The sequence below is a fragment of the Pseudoalteromonas sp. CH_XMU1449-3 genome, from assembly GCF_037027245.1.
Classification (GTDB): Bacteria; Pseudomonadota; Gammaproteobacteria; order Enterobacterales; family Alteromonadaceae; genus Pseudoalteromonas; species Pseudoalteromonas shioyasakiensis.
This window is the reverse complement of record NZ_JAYMDY010000022.1, coordinates 1-16,317: the sequence shown is the minus strand read 5'-3', so window position 1 is coordinate 16,317 and position 16,317 is coordinate 1. Positions and strand designations below refer to the sequence as shown.

The 16,317-nt window shown below is 41.6% G+C and carries 13 protein-coding genes; 5 read left to right on the top strand and 8 right to left on the bottom strand.

The annotated features are described in order from the left end of the window. Nucleotides 1–28 precede the first annotated feature (28 nt). The 5 genes from WA256_RS18825 to WA256_RS18805 form a co-directional block, all read right to left on the bottom strand. A complete protein-coding gene (locus tag WA256_RS18825) occupies nt 29–853 on the bottom strand; it encodes a M90 family metallopeptidase (RefSeq protein ID WP_054551610.1) in 825 nt (274 codons plus the stop codon). A 90-nt stretch (nt 854–943) separates the two neighbouring features. Next, complete coding sequence (locus tag WA256_RS18820; protein ID WP_335992875.1) at nt 944–3,850, bottom strand: two-component regulator propeller domain-containing protein; 2,907 nt, start codon at nt 3,848–3,850, stop codon at nt 944–946. Nucleotides 3,851–3,981: 131 nt separating this feature from the next. Continuing rightward, nucleotides 3,982–4,638: a CatA-like O-acetyltransferase gene (locus WA256_RS18815; protein WP_063528525.1), complete on the bottom strand. Its 657-nt coding sequence runs from the start codon at nt 4,636–4,638 to the stop codon at nt 3,982–3,984. Between the two features lie 133 nt (nt 4,639–4,771). After that, complete coding sequence (locus WA256_RS18810; protein ID WP_055021514.1) at nt 4,772–5,812, bottom strand: Leu/Phe/Val dehydrogenase; 1,041 nt, start codon at nt 5,810–5,812, stop codon at nt 4,772–4,774. A gap of 399 nt (nt 5,813–6,211) precedes the next feature. Continuing rightward, nucleotides 6,212–7,738, bottom strand: a complete 1,527-nt coding sequence (locus tag WA256_RS18805; RefSeq protein ID WP_335992873.1) for a fumarate hydratase — start codon at nt 7,736–7,738, stop codon at nt 6,212–6,214. A gap of 181 nt (nt 7,739–7,919) precedes the next feature. Between WA256_RS18805 and pabB the strand changes: the two genes are divergently transcribed. The 3 genes from pabB (at nt 7,920) to WA256_RS18790 (ending at nt 11,337) form a co-directional block, all read left to right on the top strand. Next, a complete protein-coding gene (gene pabB, locus WA256_RS18800; RefSeq protein ID WP_304637737.1) occupies nt 7,920–9,263 on the top strand; it encodes an aminodeoxychorismate synthase component I in 1,344 nt (447 codons plus the stop codon). A 17-nt stretch (nt 9,264–9,280) separates the two neighbouring features. Beyond that, nucleotides 9,281–9,859, top strand: a complete 579-nt coding sequence (locus WA256_RS18795; protein ID WP_062566219.1) for an NUDIX hydrolase — start codon at nt 9,281–9,283, stop codon at nt 9,857–9,859. A 101-nt stretch (nt 9,860–9,960) separates the two neighbouring features. Continuing rightward, complete coding sequence (locus tag WA256_RS18790) at nt 9,961–11,337, top strand: L-serine ammonia-lyase (protein ID WP_054551617.1); 1,377 nt, start codon at nt 9,961–9,963, stop codon at nt 11,335–11,337. A gap of 54 nt (nt 11,338–11,391) precedes the next feature. On the opposite strand, the gene cysB is transcribed toward WA256_RS18790, so the two are convergent. Then, a complete protein-coding gene (cysB, locus tag WA256_RS18785; RefSeq protein WP_054551618.1) occupies nt 11,392–12,369 on the bottom strand; it encodes an HTH-type transcriptional regulator CysB in 978 nt (325 codons plus the stop codon). A gap of 297 nt (nt 12,370–12,666) precedes the next feature. Between cysB and WA256_RS18780 the strand changes: the two genes are divergently transcribed. Then, nucleotides 12,667–13,425, top strand: a complete 759-nt coding sequence (locus WA256_RS18780; protein ID WP_054561792.1) for a hypothetical protein — start codon at nt 12,667–12,669, stop codon at nt 13,423–13,425. 26 nt (nt 13,426–13,451) lie between these two features. On the opposite strand, the gene WA256_RS18775 is transcribed toward WA256_RS18780, so the two are convergent. Next, nucleotides 13,452–14,744 carry an NCS2 family permease gene (locus WA256_RS18775; RefSeq protein WP_054551620.1) on the bottom strand — a complete coding sequence of 431 codons (1,293 nt, stop codon included), beginning with the start codon at nt 14,742–14,744 and terminating at the stop codon, nt 13,452–13,454. 121 nt (nt 14,745–14,865) lie between these two features. Between WA256_RS18775 and WA256_RS18770 the strand changes: the two genes are divergently transcribed. Next, complete coding sequence (locus WA256_RS18770; RefSeq protein WP_054551621.1) at nt 14,866–15,330, top strand: sel1 repeat family protein; 465 nt, start codon at nt 14,866–14,868, stop codon at nt 15,328–15,330. 23 nt (nt 15,331–15,353) lie between these two features. Here WA256_RS18770 and WA256_RS18765 read toward each other — a convergent pair whose 3' ends face one another. After that, entirely contained in the window at nt 15,354–16,076 is a 723-nt protein-coding gene (locus WA256_RS18765) for a helix-turn-helix domain-containing protein (RefSeq protein WP_335992869.1), read from the bottom strand. Between the last annotated feature and the right edge of the window lie 241 nt (nt 16,077–16,317).

Genomic DNA, 16,317 nt, shown 5'->3' with positions numbered 1-16,317 from the left:
TTCGTGTTAAACAGACGTAAATAGTCGACTAATGCCACGCAATCGGATCAAACTGATAAAAGCCAACCAGTAAATGATAAATTTCTGGGTCAAATTGCCTGAGTTCAGCGGGTTTTTCTAAGAAGGTTTCGGTGATAACAGCAAAAAACTCTGCCTCATTGGTCGCGCCATAGCTATGAATAACATGCGGCATGCCATAAGCTAAATGGGTTTTGAGTTGATTAAACGCGCGGCTAAATACTTTTGCCCACTTTTGGTAATCTTCGTTACTCGAAAGCAGTGGTGTACCCGTGGTTTTACCGGTTTCTTGGTCGAGCTGATGGGCAAATTCATGAAATACTAAATTATGACCATCACTTGGTAAGCGGTTCCCCTCAAGGACATCATGCCAACTCAATACCAAGGTTCCACCCGGCCATGATTCACCTTGACGCACGGTATTGTGATAACTGACAAGCCCAGCATTATCACGAGAAGTTTGCGGGGCATAATACGCGCTTGGGTATAAAAGGATCTCTTTTACATTGCGATACAATGGCCACGGTTTATTAAGCACTAAAACACAGGCATCTGCCGCTACAATCAGCTTCATTGCATCATTAAGCTTAAGACCATCACAACCAATAAAGCGTTTTTCATTTAAAAACCAAACGATGTGACGCTCCAACTTTTCACGATCGGCATCCGTCATCTTTCGGTAGATAGGCATATATTTTAACAGCAGATTTTTTTGCTGAACATTGAGGGAATTATTAAGGTATTTTTTCTGCCAAAAGTGATTACGGATATCGTCCCAGCGCCAGTAACACACAACAAAAATTATTAAAAAAAGTATCAAAACCAGGTTAAGCATTACTATCGCCTAAAAAACAATCTTGATACTTTAATGTGTGCAAACAAAAAAAGATCAATTATTTACACACATTTTTATTTTTAAAGCTGATTAATCGAGCGTAATACAGCCTTGATTATAAATAAAAATTTGGTTTCGACCGTTATTCTTTGCATTGTATAAAGCGTTGTCGGCATGTGATAGCAAGCGGTCATAATCAGCAACTTGCGCATTGTCTGCCACACCAAAACTTACCGTTACAGAAAGACTATCTGCTAATTCTGAGAAATCATAACCCGCTATCTCTAAACGGATAATTTCACACAATCTTGCGGCTTCTTCAGCATTTTTGTATGGGAACAACAAGGTAAATTCTTCACCGCCCCAACGCGCCGCATAACCTTCATCAGGAAAATTCATACGCAGCAAACGAGCAATTTCACAAATCACTTTATCACCAATTAAGTGCGAGAAATTGTCATTAATCAGTTTGAAGTGATCAATATCCATAATGGCAATACTAAGCGTTTTATTGTCACGCTGAAACTGATTAAAGTTTTCAGACAGCCACATATCGAAAGCGCGTCTATTCGGTAATTGCGTTAATTGGTCATGATTCGCTAAATGAGCAAAAGCATCAGCTTGCGTTTGTAAATCATGCATTTGCTGTTCAACTTTTTCAGTTAACTCAATTTCGATGCGCTTATAGTGATATAAGCGGTATTTATAAATAGCATAAGCAGCAAAAAGCACAGCAATTAAGATAAATAACTTAAAGCTGGTTTTTTGCCAAAAATAAGGGGCAATTTTAAAACGCAGCACTTGCTCATTATTTTGCCAGTCACTATTTGGGTAACCTGCGCGCACTTTAAAGGTATAGTCACCCGGGGGTAAATTAGTGTACTCGGTAATGGCCAAGCGCCCCCTGTCTACCCATTGTTGATTGTAACCACTTAGTTGAGTTTGGTAATTTAACCGCCCAGGCATGATAAAACTTAGCCCAGCGTAGTTAAACGAAACACGAGAAACACCAGCAGGTAAGCTCAAAACCTCATTACCAACAGGTAAAGTCATGGGTTTGCCATCGACTTCAAAGCTTTCAATAACGGTCGATAAACGGCGTTTACTGGCTTCTTTTAAGCGTTCTGGTGTCGCAATAGCGACGCCTTTGGCTGTTGCAACCCATACTTGACCATCTGAATGAAGCACAGCAGCAGGGTTTGAACCGCCATTCGCTTGCGCGCTTAGCATGCCGTCGCCTTCATCATAAAGCTGCATCGAAACACTCATTGGTTGAACTTTTTCAGGGTTATCTAAAAGTGCAACTAACTGAGCTTTGTTCACCTGAATAACACCGCGGTTACTGGTCAACCATAATGAGTCACCTTGCTCAATCACTTGGAACAGCTTATCGACCGGTAAACCTTGATCTCGACCAAACAAGCTCATTTTATCTGTACTGAGATTGTAACGAACGAGGCCTCTATCGGTTGCAAGCCACATTTTATCGCCATCTAAGTAAAAGCCGAATGCATACTCAGTGCTGAACTGCTTTGGAAACTCGAGAGTTTTAAATTGCTCAGTAGCTGGGTCATAAATGGACACACCCACTCCCGTGCCGACCCATAACCTGCTATGGTCATCCTCAACAATGGCCATAATAAAATCACCAATTAAGCCATTTTCTGTGGTGAATAATTCAGTTTGCCCAGTAGGGTCTATTTTGGTTAAACCACCGGCGGTGCCAACCCATAAGTTATCCGCTTTATCAAAAAACACAGCGCGAACTTCGTTGCTGATCAGGCCATTACTGCGGTTTTTTACTGGATAAATTTGCCCATTAACCACTTTCATTAAACCGGCAGTGTAAGTACCAACCCATACTCCGCCCTGCTTATCTTCAGTTAAACTTAATACGGATAGCGGATCTTTTTCATAAGCTTGAATAAGGGTGGTGAGCTTGCCATTTTCAATACGATTTAAGCCATTACTACTGCCCACCCATAAGCTGCCATCAGAATGCGATAACACGGTACGCACATAGTCAGATGCAAGCCCACGGCTTTGACTCCAGTTTGTAAATGGCGCTTCACGCAAGCGAAATAATCCGGCATTCGTGCCAACCCAAATACTTTTTTCGCGGTCTTGCAGTAAAGATAAAATACGGTTGTTGGGTAAGCCATCATCTGCGGCTAAGTTTTCAAGGCCTAAACTGCTGAGTCTGAACACCCCTTTATTGATGGTGCCAAACCACAAATCGCCCTGCGCATCTTCGAGTAAGCTGGCAATTGATTCGTTGTTAAGGACAGGATTAATAGCAACAAACTTATCGTTTTGCTTTTGCCATGCCCCTTTTTCAGTGCCGACAATTAAAGTGCCCGACTGAGTAAGTAATAAGGTAAACACAGAGGCATTAGGGAGCCCAGAGTTTTCACTGACCTTACTGACTTGCTTATTCTTTATTTGATAAAGGCCATCACTGGTGGCAGCCCAAATAGTCCCTGTTTTGTCTTGTAAAAGACGGTATGCGCTTAGCTTATCAAGCAGTTTTTGCTCAGTGGCAGTTTCAGAAGCGCGGTAAACAATGCCTTGCCCTTCAAGTGCCAGCCATAGCTCACCTTGTTCAGTAACGAGCGCATGATTGACCATGGCTGATGAACTTGGTAATGCTCGCCATCCACCTTGTGAGCGAAGCGCAATACCGCCACGGGCACCCACTATATATAAATCACCATTATCCATCGGAATCAGGCTGCGTAGGCCTGAGTCAGGTAAGCCAGGAATTTCTGTCCGAGTAAAGAGTTTAAACTCGCGACCATTAAAGCGAGCAAGCCCTTCCCAAGTCGCTATCCAAATGTAACCATCTTTGGTTTGTGTAACGCCATTAATGCTATTATGAGGAAGGCCGGCGCGAGTGCTCCAAGTCTCTGTAAAATAATCACTTAAAGAGAGGCGTGCAGAATCAGCAAAAACGCTGAAACTCAATAAAAGAAAAATACAACTAACTACCCGCACCATAAAACTAAAACCCTGATATTTATTATCGTTCTATTCAGTGATGTAGCTCTGTGAAGCCAAAGTCATCCCTAACTTCAGATAATACTACATTAGTTGCAATTTTTACTCACTTTAATGACATTTAGCAACAATCAATTACAAAAATTCGTGATTTTTTCTTGCAGTATTTTCACAAATCGCGCCACATGCAAACCATCCATCAAAGCATGATGCACATCAATTGAAAGCGGCATCTTGCCAGTTTGTGAATCATATTGACCAAACACAAACTTAGGAATACCAAGGCCATGCCCCTCACTTACAGCATGCGAGAAGCCGGTAAAGTTTAACCATGGAAGTACTGAGATATGAATAAGGTCAGGCTGCCCTTCTGTTGCAGCAAATGCATCAGAAAAAAATGGTTTTGCTTTACTTGTTTTACCCACAGCAATCGCGTGTTTTGAAAAATCTTCCATCGACGCTTGTTTTTCAAAATAACTAAAGCGAAATGTTTCATCTTCTGCAAGCTCGACCACACTGCCTCTTACCGATGACAGCTGTACCGGCAACGAGTCAATAATACGTTGACGCATTGGTGCATAGTCATGACATGCTTCAAGTGTTAGGTAAACATAGCTGTGAAAGAACGAATACGGTTCTGCTTTGCACTTGTTGTAAAGAGCCGCCATGTCGAGTGAAACACATACATTAAAATATGGCAGAGAAAACTCTTTGAAAAAAGCGAAATGCTGTTTGCGAGGCCAAGTAGCTATATCAATAGGTGTGATTTCACAAGATGGAGTTTTCATTAGGTGCCCTCGAGATTTAAAAACCGAGTTTACCTAGCCTGCGTGACTTCGTCACCTTGATGCGATAAATAACAGAGACAAAAAAGGTGCGACTTGCGCACCTTTTTACCTGTAAATTTATCGATTTACTAAATTATAAGCCGTTTTCGATGATTTCTAATGCTAGTTCATCGGCAATTAAATGCGTCGACTTCTGCTCTTTTTCAGAACGTGCGAAGATTTCTGTTAGCGTATCAAAAATGCCTTCAACGTGCTTCGTTGATGCTTCTGCACTATAACCTTCTGGTGCTGTTTCGTAGTAAACGTTGATGATACCACCTGCGTTAATTACGTAATCTGGTGCGTATAAGATACCTTTTTCGCGGATGATCTCACCGTGACGAGACTCTGCTAATTGATTATTCGCACAACCTGCAATAATTGTTGCTTTTAAACGCGGGATAGTCGTGTCATTTACCGTTGCGCCAAGTGCACATGGTGCATACACATCAACATCTAAGTCGTAGATTTCATCAATACCCACAGCCGTTGCATTGAAGTCATTTACAACACGCTCAACAGCTTGCTCGTTGATATCTGTTACAAATAATGTTGCGCCCGCTTCATGTAGGTGTTTACAAAGGCCATATGCTACTGCACCTAAACCTTGCACGGCTACTTTGATACCAGCAAGATCTTGATGACCTCGTTGATGTTGTAAAGCGGCTTTAATACCTAAGAATGTACCATATGCTGTGAACGGTGAAGGGTTACCACTTTTACCTTCAAGACCTAATACATAGTTAGTTTCTTTATTCATGATAGCCACATCATCACAAGTGATGTTTACATCTTCAGCTGAATAGTAGCTACCGCTTAAACGCTCTAACTGACGACCAAATGCACGGAAAAGTTGCTCTGATTTAATTTCTTTAGCATTACCGATGATCACTGACTTACCGCCACCAAATGGTAAACGTGCCACAGCATTTTTGTAGGTCATACCTTTTGATAAACGAAGTGCATCAGTAACAGCATCTTCATCAGTTGTGTAGTCCCACATTCTGCAACCACCAACCGCTGGACCTAACTTGGTATTGTGTACCGCGATAATAGCTTTTAGGCCTGATTCTTTATCTGAACAAAACACCACTTGCTCGTGGTTATCAAAGTCGACTTTATTAAATACAGCCACAGTTAAATACTCCGAAATTTTCTTACCCTAAGGGGTGTGAGCGCTGAAAGTGCCGAGACTTTATCACTTCGTTTGCTCCCTTGCCACTAAATGAGATGATAAAACTAAGCAAAGTTCCCAGGCCGAAATAACAACTCAAAAACTAACACTTTATGGAAAAAATATACCAATCAATGTACGCATTAAGCATTGTTAATTCAAAACAAAATATTAACATTACTAACTTTATTACGTGAACGTAAAGGTAAAGTATAGCGTAAAGAAAAAGTGACAAGAAAAATGTGCCGATCAAGCCAAGTAAAATCGGCTTTTAAAGAGATATTAGAGAAATAGCTGAGACTGGTCAGAGCTGAAAAAAACGGCGCAGGTGCGCCGTTTTTCAAGAGAGTTGCAAGATGGTTACTTTAATTTGCCATCAAGTTCTTCGATTTTTGCTTTCCAAATAGCAGGGCCTTGCGTATGCGCATTGGCGCCTTCACTATCAACAGCAACCGTTACTGGCATATCTTCTACTTCAAACTCGTAGATTGCTTCCATACCTAAATCTTCGAACGCAACAACACGTGCTTTCTTAATTGCTTTAGATACAAGGTATGCTGCACCACCTACTGCCATTAAGTAGATAGATTTATTGTTTTTGATTGATTCAACTGTAGCAGGACCACGCTCTGCTTTACCAATCATACCGATAATGCCCGTTTTTTCTAACATCATATCAGTGAATTTATCCATACGAGTCGCAGTTGTAGGGCCAGCAGGACCTACCGCTTCATCACCCACTGCATCTACAGGGCCAACGTAGTAGATAAACTTGTTATCAAAATCAACGCCTTCAGGTAAACCTTCACCTGATTGGATCATATCTTGTAGACGTTTATGCGCGGCATCACGACCCGTTAAGATAGTACCAGACAGAAGAACCGTTTCACCCATCTTCCATTCTTGCGTGTCTTCTTTAGTCAGTGTGTTTAAATCAACACGACGTGTACCTTCACCTACTTCAAATGTAACTTCTGGCCAATCTTCAAGTTTAGGCGCTTTAAGATCAGCTGGGCCTGAACCATCTAACGTGAAATGAACGTGACGAGTTGCCGCACAGTTCGGGATCATAACCACTGGTTTTGATGCTGCGTGAGTCGGTGCCGTTTTAACTTTCACATCAACTACGGTTGTTAAACCACCTAGGCCTTGTGCACCAATACCTAATTTATTAGCACGTTCGAAGATATCGATTCGCATTTTTTCTTCAGTTGTTTCTGCGCCGCGCTCAATCAGCTCGTGAATATCAACCGGATCCATTAATGATTCTTTAGCAAGTACCGCAGCTTTTTCTGCAGTACCACCAATACCTATACCTAGCATGCCAGGTGGACACCAGCCCGCACCCATTGTTGGTAATGTTTTTTCAACCCATGCAGCCACATCATCAGATGGGTTAAGCATAACCATTTTCGTTTTATTTTCTGAGCCGCCGCCCTTCGCTGCCACCATTACTTCTACTTCAGCACCTGGCACTAAGTCGATATGAACAACTGATGGAGTATTGTCTTTGGTGTTTTTACGCGTACCAGCAGGGTCTGCAACAATTGATGCACGTAATGGGTTATCTGGGTTTAAGTATGCGCGACGTGTACCTTCATCAACCATTTGCTGAACAGTCATGTCTATTTTATCCCACTTAACATCCATACCTACTTTTACGAAGCAAGTAATGATACCTGTATCTTGGCACAGTGGACGTTTACCTTCAGCAGACATACGAGAGTTAATTAAAATTTGCGCAATGGCATCTTTTGCCGCTTTGCTTTGCTCTTTGTTGTAAGCTTTTTCTAAGGCTTGTACGAAATCGAGAGGGTGATAAAAAGAAATGTATTGCAATGCATCTTCAATGCTATCAATGAAGTCTTGCTGACGAATTGTACTCATTACGGGTTCCTTAAGTTTTTATCGCGTAGCGCTGTACGTGATCCTGAGTAAACCGGTGACGAAGATTTACTCTACGGGTTAGTCATGGCATCACTATAAAGGAAATCATAACGCTGCCAATCAAATTTAACTTATGATACCCTCCTCGCCCGTTTCGGGCTAGTTATTCAGGGCAATGTAGATGATAAACGATGAAAATTTGTGCATTAAATTAGATTTAAGTGGTGATTGCATCGCGCTATTTAGTCATTTTGCTCATTTGCCCCATGCTGTGTTGCTCGATTCAGCCAATAGCGAGCATGTAAATAGCCGCTTCGATATCATTGCCATTGCGCCATTAAAGCAATTAGAAGTGCGTGAAAATACATGCTTTGTCGACGGCAAGGCGCAATCAAGTGATTGTTTTAGCTTGATGAAAGAAGGCCTTCAGGAATTTAATCACACAGCTAACCCTAATAACCTACCCTTTACAGGTGGATGGCTTGGCTATTTTGGTTATGACTTAGGTCGTGTGATTGAAAGCATGCCAAGTACTGCCGAAAACGACATTAACATGCCGCAAATGGCTGTAGGCCTTTATCCAGATGCGCTTATTTATGATAAGCAACAGCAAAGCTGGTTTTACGTCTGTCAGCCAAATCATAATCGCTTAGCGCTATATCAGCAGCAGCTATACGAAACACCAACAAGTGCAGAGTTCGCGCTACAAAGCGACTGGCAATCAAACATGAGTCAAGCCAGCTACAGCGAAAAGTTCGAGAAAATTCAAGCTTATTTAAAAAGTGGTGACTGCTACCAGATCAACCTTGCACAGCGTTTTAAAGCTGAATTTTCAGGTTCAACATGGCAAGCATATAAACAACTTCGAGAAGCGAATAAAGCACCATTTTCAAGCTATATAAATCACCCTGATGGCGCTATTTTATCTATTTCACCAGAGCGTTTTATTTCGATTAATCAGGGCCAAATAGAAACCAAGCCAATTAAAGGAACGCTCCCTCGTTTGGCTGACTCTGAACAAGACCAAGCGCAAGCAACTCGTTTACAGCAATCAGAAAAAGACCGCGCAGAAAATGTCATGATTGTTGATCTACTGCGCAACGATTTAGGCAAAGTGGCTCGCCCAGGTAGTGTCACCGTCCCCTCGTTATTTGCCATTGAAAGCTTTCCGGCTGTGCATCATTTAGTAAGTACTGTGCGCGCAGAGTTAGCAGATGGCAAAGATGCTGTCGACCAAATTCATGCCGCTTTCCCGGGTGGTTCAATTACCGGAGCGCCGAAAATTCGCGCTATGGAAATTATTGAAGAACTCGAACCGCATCGCCGTAGTGTGTACTGCGGCTCAATTGGCTATTTAAGTGCCTGTGGCAACATGGATACCAGTATCACAATTCGTACTTTAGTGTGCCACAAAGGTGCAATCTATTGCTGGGCTGGCGGTGGCATTGTGGCTGATTCAAAGGTCGACTTGGAGTACCAAGAAACTTACGATAAAGTAAATAAAATACTGCCTTTATTAAAGTAAACGTTGAAGTAACTACCTTGAATAGCCAGCAAATAATTGCCCGTTTTAGTTTAAGTCAAACCACAGAGCGCCCAGCAACCATTCGCTTTAATGCCGAAAAGCGTGCCAGTGCCGTAATGTTACCTCTGCTTGATGTTAACGACGAAGCGCATTTGTTATTGTGCAAGCGACCTAGTTATTTACTTCATCACCCGGGGGAGATTTGCTTACCGGGTGGCAAGTATGAAGAACAAGATGACACGTTAATGCACACCGCTCTTCGAGAGCTTAATGAAGAGCTTAACATTGCGACACACCAAGTGACTGTCCACGGTAAATTACATCAGTACGCAACCCTAACCGGTTTCACTATTGAGCCTTTTGTGTGTGTGCTTAGTGAAGGCACAACGTGGCAAGCAGATCCCAACGAAGTTGCTGCCAGCTTTTTACTGCCCTTATCTTATTTAAGTAATCAACAAAATTGGCAACCCCTTCCCTTTGAGCGAAATGGTAAAACCATTACTTTGCAAGGTTTGATGACCCCCCATGGACTGCTTTGGGGAGCAACAGCGAGCATAATTAATAACTTTATAAAACAGCTCGCCCTACCAGTTTAATTATCCTGCTTTTAGGGTTACACAGGCACGTTTAAACGTTATCATGTGGCACCGTTCAAAGGCAGGTAGTATGCCGTTAATAGAAAAATGAGTAGCAAATTATGATCAGTGCATTCGATATGTTTAGTATTGGTATTGGCCCATCGTCATCTCACACTGTTGGCCCAATGCGCGCTTCGCGTTTATTTGTAAACGAACTAGAAGAAAAAAACTTACTTGCAAACGTCACCGATATTAAAGTTGAGCTATTTGGCTCACTCGGTCAAACAGGTATTGGCCACGGCTCTGGTAAAGCTGTGATCTTAGGCCTTGCCGGTTATGATCCAGAAACCATTGATGCTGATTTAGTCGACGATATCCTCGCAAAAATCGAAAAAGAACAGGTTATTTATTTAAACCAAAGCCATAAAGCCAATTTCCCTAAGCAAGGTGCGATTGTATTTCATCGTCGTAAAACATTACCAAAACATTCAAATGCAATGGAAATCATTGCCAGCCAAAATGGCGAAAAGTTATTCAGTAAAGTGTATTACTCAATCGGTGGCGGCTTTATCGTCAGTGATGAAGAGTTCGAGAACGAAAAACAAAAAGCACTCGAAATCCGCGAAGAAAACCCAGCGCCTTATCCGTTTAATACGGCAAAAGAGCTGTTAGAACTGTGCCGTGAGTCTGGTTTTAGTGTATCAACGCTTATGATGCACAACGAAAAAACCCTGCGCAGTGAGAAAGATATCAAAGATGAGCTGTTTAATATTTGGCAAGTAATGAAGGCCTGTATTGAACGTGGTATGCGTACAGAAGGTATCTTACCAGGTGGTTTAAAAGTAAAACGTCGCGCCCCTAGTTTACACCTTAAGTTAAATATTGAGGTAAACAACGACCCATTACGTGCTATGGATTGGGTTGATTTATTTGCCCTTGCAGTAAACGAAGAGAACGCTGCCGGCGGCCGTGTTGTTACCGCACCAACCAATGGGGCTGCAGGTATTTTGCCAGCGGTATTAATGTATTATCACACTTTCATTAAAGAAGTAGACCGTGATATCGCAACACGTTACTTATTAACGGCGGCAGCAATTGGTATTTTATATAAAAAGAACGCGTCAATTTCGGGTGCTGAAGTAGGTTGCCAAGGTGAAGTGGGCGTTGCTTGCTCAATGGCAGCGGGAGCACTTACTGAAATCATGGGTGGTAATGTAGTACAGGTTGAAAACGCCGCTGAAATCGGCATGGAGCACAACCTAGGCCTAACCTGTGACCCGGTTGGCGGCCTTGTACAAGTACCGTGTATTGAACGTAATGCGATGGGCTCAATTAAAGCAATTAATGCGTCACGCCTTGCAATGCGCGGTTCTGGCGAGCAAAAAGTGACCCTTGATAAGGTAATTAAAACCATGCTCGACACAGGTAATGATATGAAAACGAAATACAAAGAAACCGCTCGCGGTGGCTTAGCGGTTAATATCATCGAGTGTTAATTTACAGCACGCTTTCAGCATAACAAAAGCCGCTTTAAAGCGGCTTTTTTATCTCTATTTTACTGGTAACTCAATGTTTTCGAAGAGCTTATCAACATCTTCTTGGTTACGTAATAAGCTTGCTCGCTCAACTAACTCTTTAGTTAAGTGTGGTGCAAAACGCTCTATAAAATCATACATGTAACTGCGTAAAAAGCTGCCCTTTCTAAAACCAATTTTAGTGGTGCTCGCTTCAAATAAGTGACTTGCATCAATACAGACTAAATCAGTATCGGTTATTTGATCAATCGCCATAGACGCCACAACACCCACACCTAGCCCTAAACGAACATAAGTTTTAATTACATCAGCGTCTGTTGCAGTAAAGACAATATGTGGCTCCAGCCCATGAGCATTGAAGGCTTTATCTAATTCTGAACGACCAGTAAAACCAAACACATAAGTAATAAGTGGATACTTCGCCACATCGGCAACCGTTAAGTTATCAGCCTTTTGCGCAAGCGGGTGTGTTTTTGCCACAACAATACTGCGATTCCAGTGATAGCACGGCAACATAACTAAATCAGAATATAAATGCAGCGCCTCAGTCGCAATGGCAAAGTCAGCATCACCGCGTGCTGCCGCATCAGAAATCTGCTGTGGCGTACCCTGATGCATGTGCAAAGACACTGCCGGGTACTTTTTCATAAAGCCTTGAATAACATTCGGTAATGCGTAACGAGCCTGAGTATGAGTGGTGGCAATGTTAAGTTTACCTTGATCAGGTAAGGTATGCTCATTGGCAACCGCTTTAATACCTTCAACTTTCGACAGTATTTCTCGTGAAATATTAATAATTTCGTTACCGGCACTGGTTACATGGGTAAGGTGTTTGCCACTACGGCCAAAGATCTGTACACCCAGTTCGTCTTCAAGCATACGAACTTGTTTCGAGATCCCCGGTTGCGAGGTAAATAAACTTTCGGCTGTCGCAGAGACATTCAGTTTATGATTTTGGACTTCGACTATATATCTGAGTTGTTGTAGTTTCATGGCTGCATTGTAAACGTTGTTATTGTTTATTTATAAAGGCTGCAAAGCGCAATGCCAAGCGATATTTCATCGCGCTATACATTTATATCGATTGTTTCTAAGGCTAACACATTAAATTACTGCTCGGTAGCCGTGTTTACTCGCAAAATATTCAATAAAGGTGCTAGTTTAGCGCTATACTCGTTATAAAGTAGTAATCGTAATAAGTTTATTCGAGATAACTACCGCAAAACTGTTCAGATCTAATCTTTTTAAGGTAAGATAAAAAAATTAGATAGTTAAAACTGAGATTTAGTAATGATTGTTTCTATCATCATCATGCTCATTGTTGCATTAATCGTGATCGCATTATGGGTCAGCGCTGTGCAGCAACATAAAGAAAAACAAGAAGCAGAGCGCCGTAAAGAGCTTACAAAACAAAAAAAAATCATTGAAGAGGCAGAAGATGTACTGCTTAACAGTGCCAATATCCCCATGTCTGAAAATATTCTGCGTATTATTCAACGCCGTATTTATGATGCACTTGTTTCAATGGTCGAGCTTTCTCCAAGCTCAAAAGAATTAAAAAACAGACTGAAAGAATCTAAAGAACGCCTAGCCTCTCCTATCGAAGCAAGTAATAGCGATGCATTAGCATTACCAGATAACGACAAACAATTAATAGCTCTAATTCAAGGTATAAAGAAATTACGAGCAGTACTTCGCTCAGAGCATGGTAAAGGCAAAGTAGATAGCCAAGTATTTGTTGCTGAAGATAAACGCCTTGAAAAATTGCAGTTAAGAATCAATGTAGAAAGCCAAATTAAGCGCGGGATTTCAGCTCGCTCAGCAAATATGGTGGGCTCTGCCAGACAGTATTTTGAAAAAGCACTAGCAACACTGACCTCAGTTAGCTATAGCGATGAATATGTAAACTCGAAAAGACAAGAAGTTGAAGGCTATTTAGAAACGATTAGCTCTGAGTTGAAAGCATCAAATGCAACGTCACTAAAGAAGAAAGCAGAACAAGAGCAGGACGATTTAGACGTATTATTCGCACCAAAGAAAAAGTGGTAAACCACTTTTTCTTTGCTTTGTGCAAGTTAAGATAAAAACGCAAACTTAACAATAAACAGCGCTGTTAATACCCACACACTAATACTGATTTCATCTTTTTTACCACATACCAACTTCACGGCAGTATAAGAAATAAAACCAAGGGCGATACCGTGCGCAATCGAGAAAGTTAACGGCGTCATCAATAATACAACGCTCACTGGAATGGCATCTGTCATATCATCCCAATTTACTAGCTTTAAATTCTGCATCATTAACACAGCAACATATAAAATTGCACCTGCCGTTGCATAAGCTGGGATCATGCCAGCAAGTGGCGCAAAGAACATCATTAACAAGAAACAAATGCCTACAACCACAGCAGTTAGACCTGTACGGCCGCCCACAGACACACCTGCAACTGATTCAATGTAAGACGTTGTTGTTGACGTACCAAGCATTGAGCCTGCAATAGTAGCTGTACTGTCGGCACTTAGTGCGCGACCTAAACGAGGCATTTTACCTTGTTCATCAGCAATACCTGCTTTTTGCGTTACAGCAACTAAAGTGCCTGAAGTATCAAACAAATCAACAAATAAGAACGCAAAAACCACTGTTAGCATTGAGATTTCGAATGCTGCTGCAAAATCCAATTGCATAAAGGTTGGTGCAATTGAAGGCGGCATTGAAATAATTCCTTGATACTCCACAAGGTCTAAACCAAGCGCAATTGCGGTTACTAATAAAATACTGATAAGTACGCCGCTTTTCATATCGCGGTATAACAGCGCAGCAATTACAAAGAAGCTAAAAATCGCCAGTAATGGGCCAGGGGCTGTGATATCGCCTAACTGCACTAAGGTTGCAGGGCTTGCTACGATAATACCTGCATTTTTCAATGCAATAAGCGCTAAGAAAGCACCGATACCTGTGGCAATGGCACGCTTTAATACCAGAGGAATGGCATCAATGATCCACTCACGCACCTTAAATAGGCTTAAGAATAAGAAGATACAGCCAGACATAAAAACTGCACCTAATGCAGCTTGCCAAGTGTAGCCCATGCCCAAAACAACACCATAAGTGAAGAAGGCGTTTAAGCCCATACCCGGAGCAAGTGCTAATGGGTAGTTTGCCCATAAACCCATAATAAAACAGCCAATTGCAGCAGCAATACAGGTTGCTACGAATGCCGCACCTTGATCCATTCCCGCTTCTGCTAGCATGGCAGGGTTAACAAATACAATGTAAACCATGGTAATGAATGTTGTGATGCCAGCAATAGTCTCGCGGCGCACAGAGGTGTTGTTTTCAGTGATTTTGAAAAGTCTTTCGAACATGTTGAACTTTAAGTTGAGATTAATTGGCTAATTTTATCATATTTTATCTCAATAAGAGGACATTTTACCTTGCAATGTTCTAAACTAATAAGGTCTTTTATTTCAAGAAAATAACTAAACTATGTCTGATAATTCGCCAGTAGGCTTAGATTTAGAGCAACAGCTTGATAATGTACTTGCCTTTATTACCCAACCCGATAAAGGGTCGGCGCCAAATAAAAGTACTCAATCTGTTGAAAACGTACTAAACAAAGCTTTGTATTATTTAAAAAATGAACAGCCTCCCCTTGCTGCAAAATGGATGCGCTTAGCAGCTATGGCAGGTAACCATAGGGCGCAATTTTATATGGGGCTGTTTTTCATCAAAGGGCAAGGTGTACCGCACAGTGTTTTTCATGGCGCGGTGTGGTTAAGTCTGGCAAGTAGCCAAGGTTATGAACCTGCAACGGCTGCACTTGATGATCTTAGAAAACACATCAGTACGCGCAGATTACATGATGCGCAAAGCTATGCAGCTACCCTATATGAACAAATCCACCAGCAGCAATTTGCACATTTAATTCCTCGAGATCCTGACGCAAGCTAACACGCGTCAGGTTCTACAACTCATTAATGCTGTCTTGTCAGTTTACTCTCAAATGTGATGAGACCTGCACCAACTACAAACAATAAGATACCTATAAACTCAAGCCACACATGGCCTTTATGGGGCTTGATAATAGGTGTTTTTGAAGTAAGGCTATATAAACGCCTGCCTTGCTCGCCAGATTCTACAAACGAATTACCTTTATAGTCCGCTGAGATAATAAACTTAAAATCATGCCTGCTAATCATTTCTCGACGTTTTGCATCTATTTTCTCGCGGCTTTGTTCTACGAGTAGCGTACGCCAATCATGAAAAATGCCATCTGGTTCACTATCTTTCACTACACCATATGATTTGTACTCATAGAACTTTGTATTGAATAGCTTTTCTTGATGCCCTAAATAAAACATGGCACAGCCTAGCGCACTTAACAGTATGGCAATATAGACGAGTGAACGCTGTTTAATGAATTGCTTATTACTTTGTTGCTTATACCAAGCTTCAATGTCAGGCACATTAATCAACCGAGCTTTATCTACAGAATGTTTTAATGGCTCCATAAAGTCGCAAATTGTTAGATTGAGCGCCGTTAATATTGAACGAAATGTGTCATTCGAAGGCACTGATTTATCGTTCTCAAGTTTTGAAAGGTAACTTTGTTCTATTCCAACTTGCTCTGCAAATTCTGGTTGGCTTAGTTTTAGCTCACTGCGATAGTGTTTTCGCTGTGTTCCGAATGTACTCATAACGCATTTCCTTTTTGTTGTGGAGCCGCCATTCTTTGCTATTCATGCAGATATAAAAAGCTGAATAAATAGGAATAATGAAGAATATTAGCAAGATAGGATGAAAGATACGAGATACGAGATACGAGATACGAGATACGAGATACGAGATACGAGATACGAGATACGAGATACGAGATACGAGATACGAGATACGAGATACGAGATACGAGATACGAGATACGAGATACGAGATACGAGA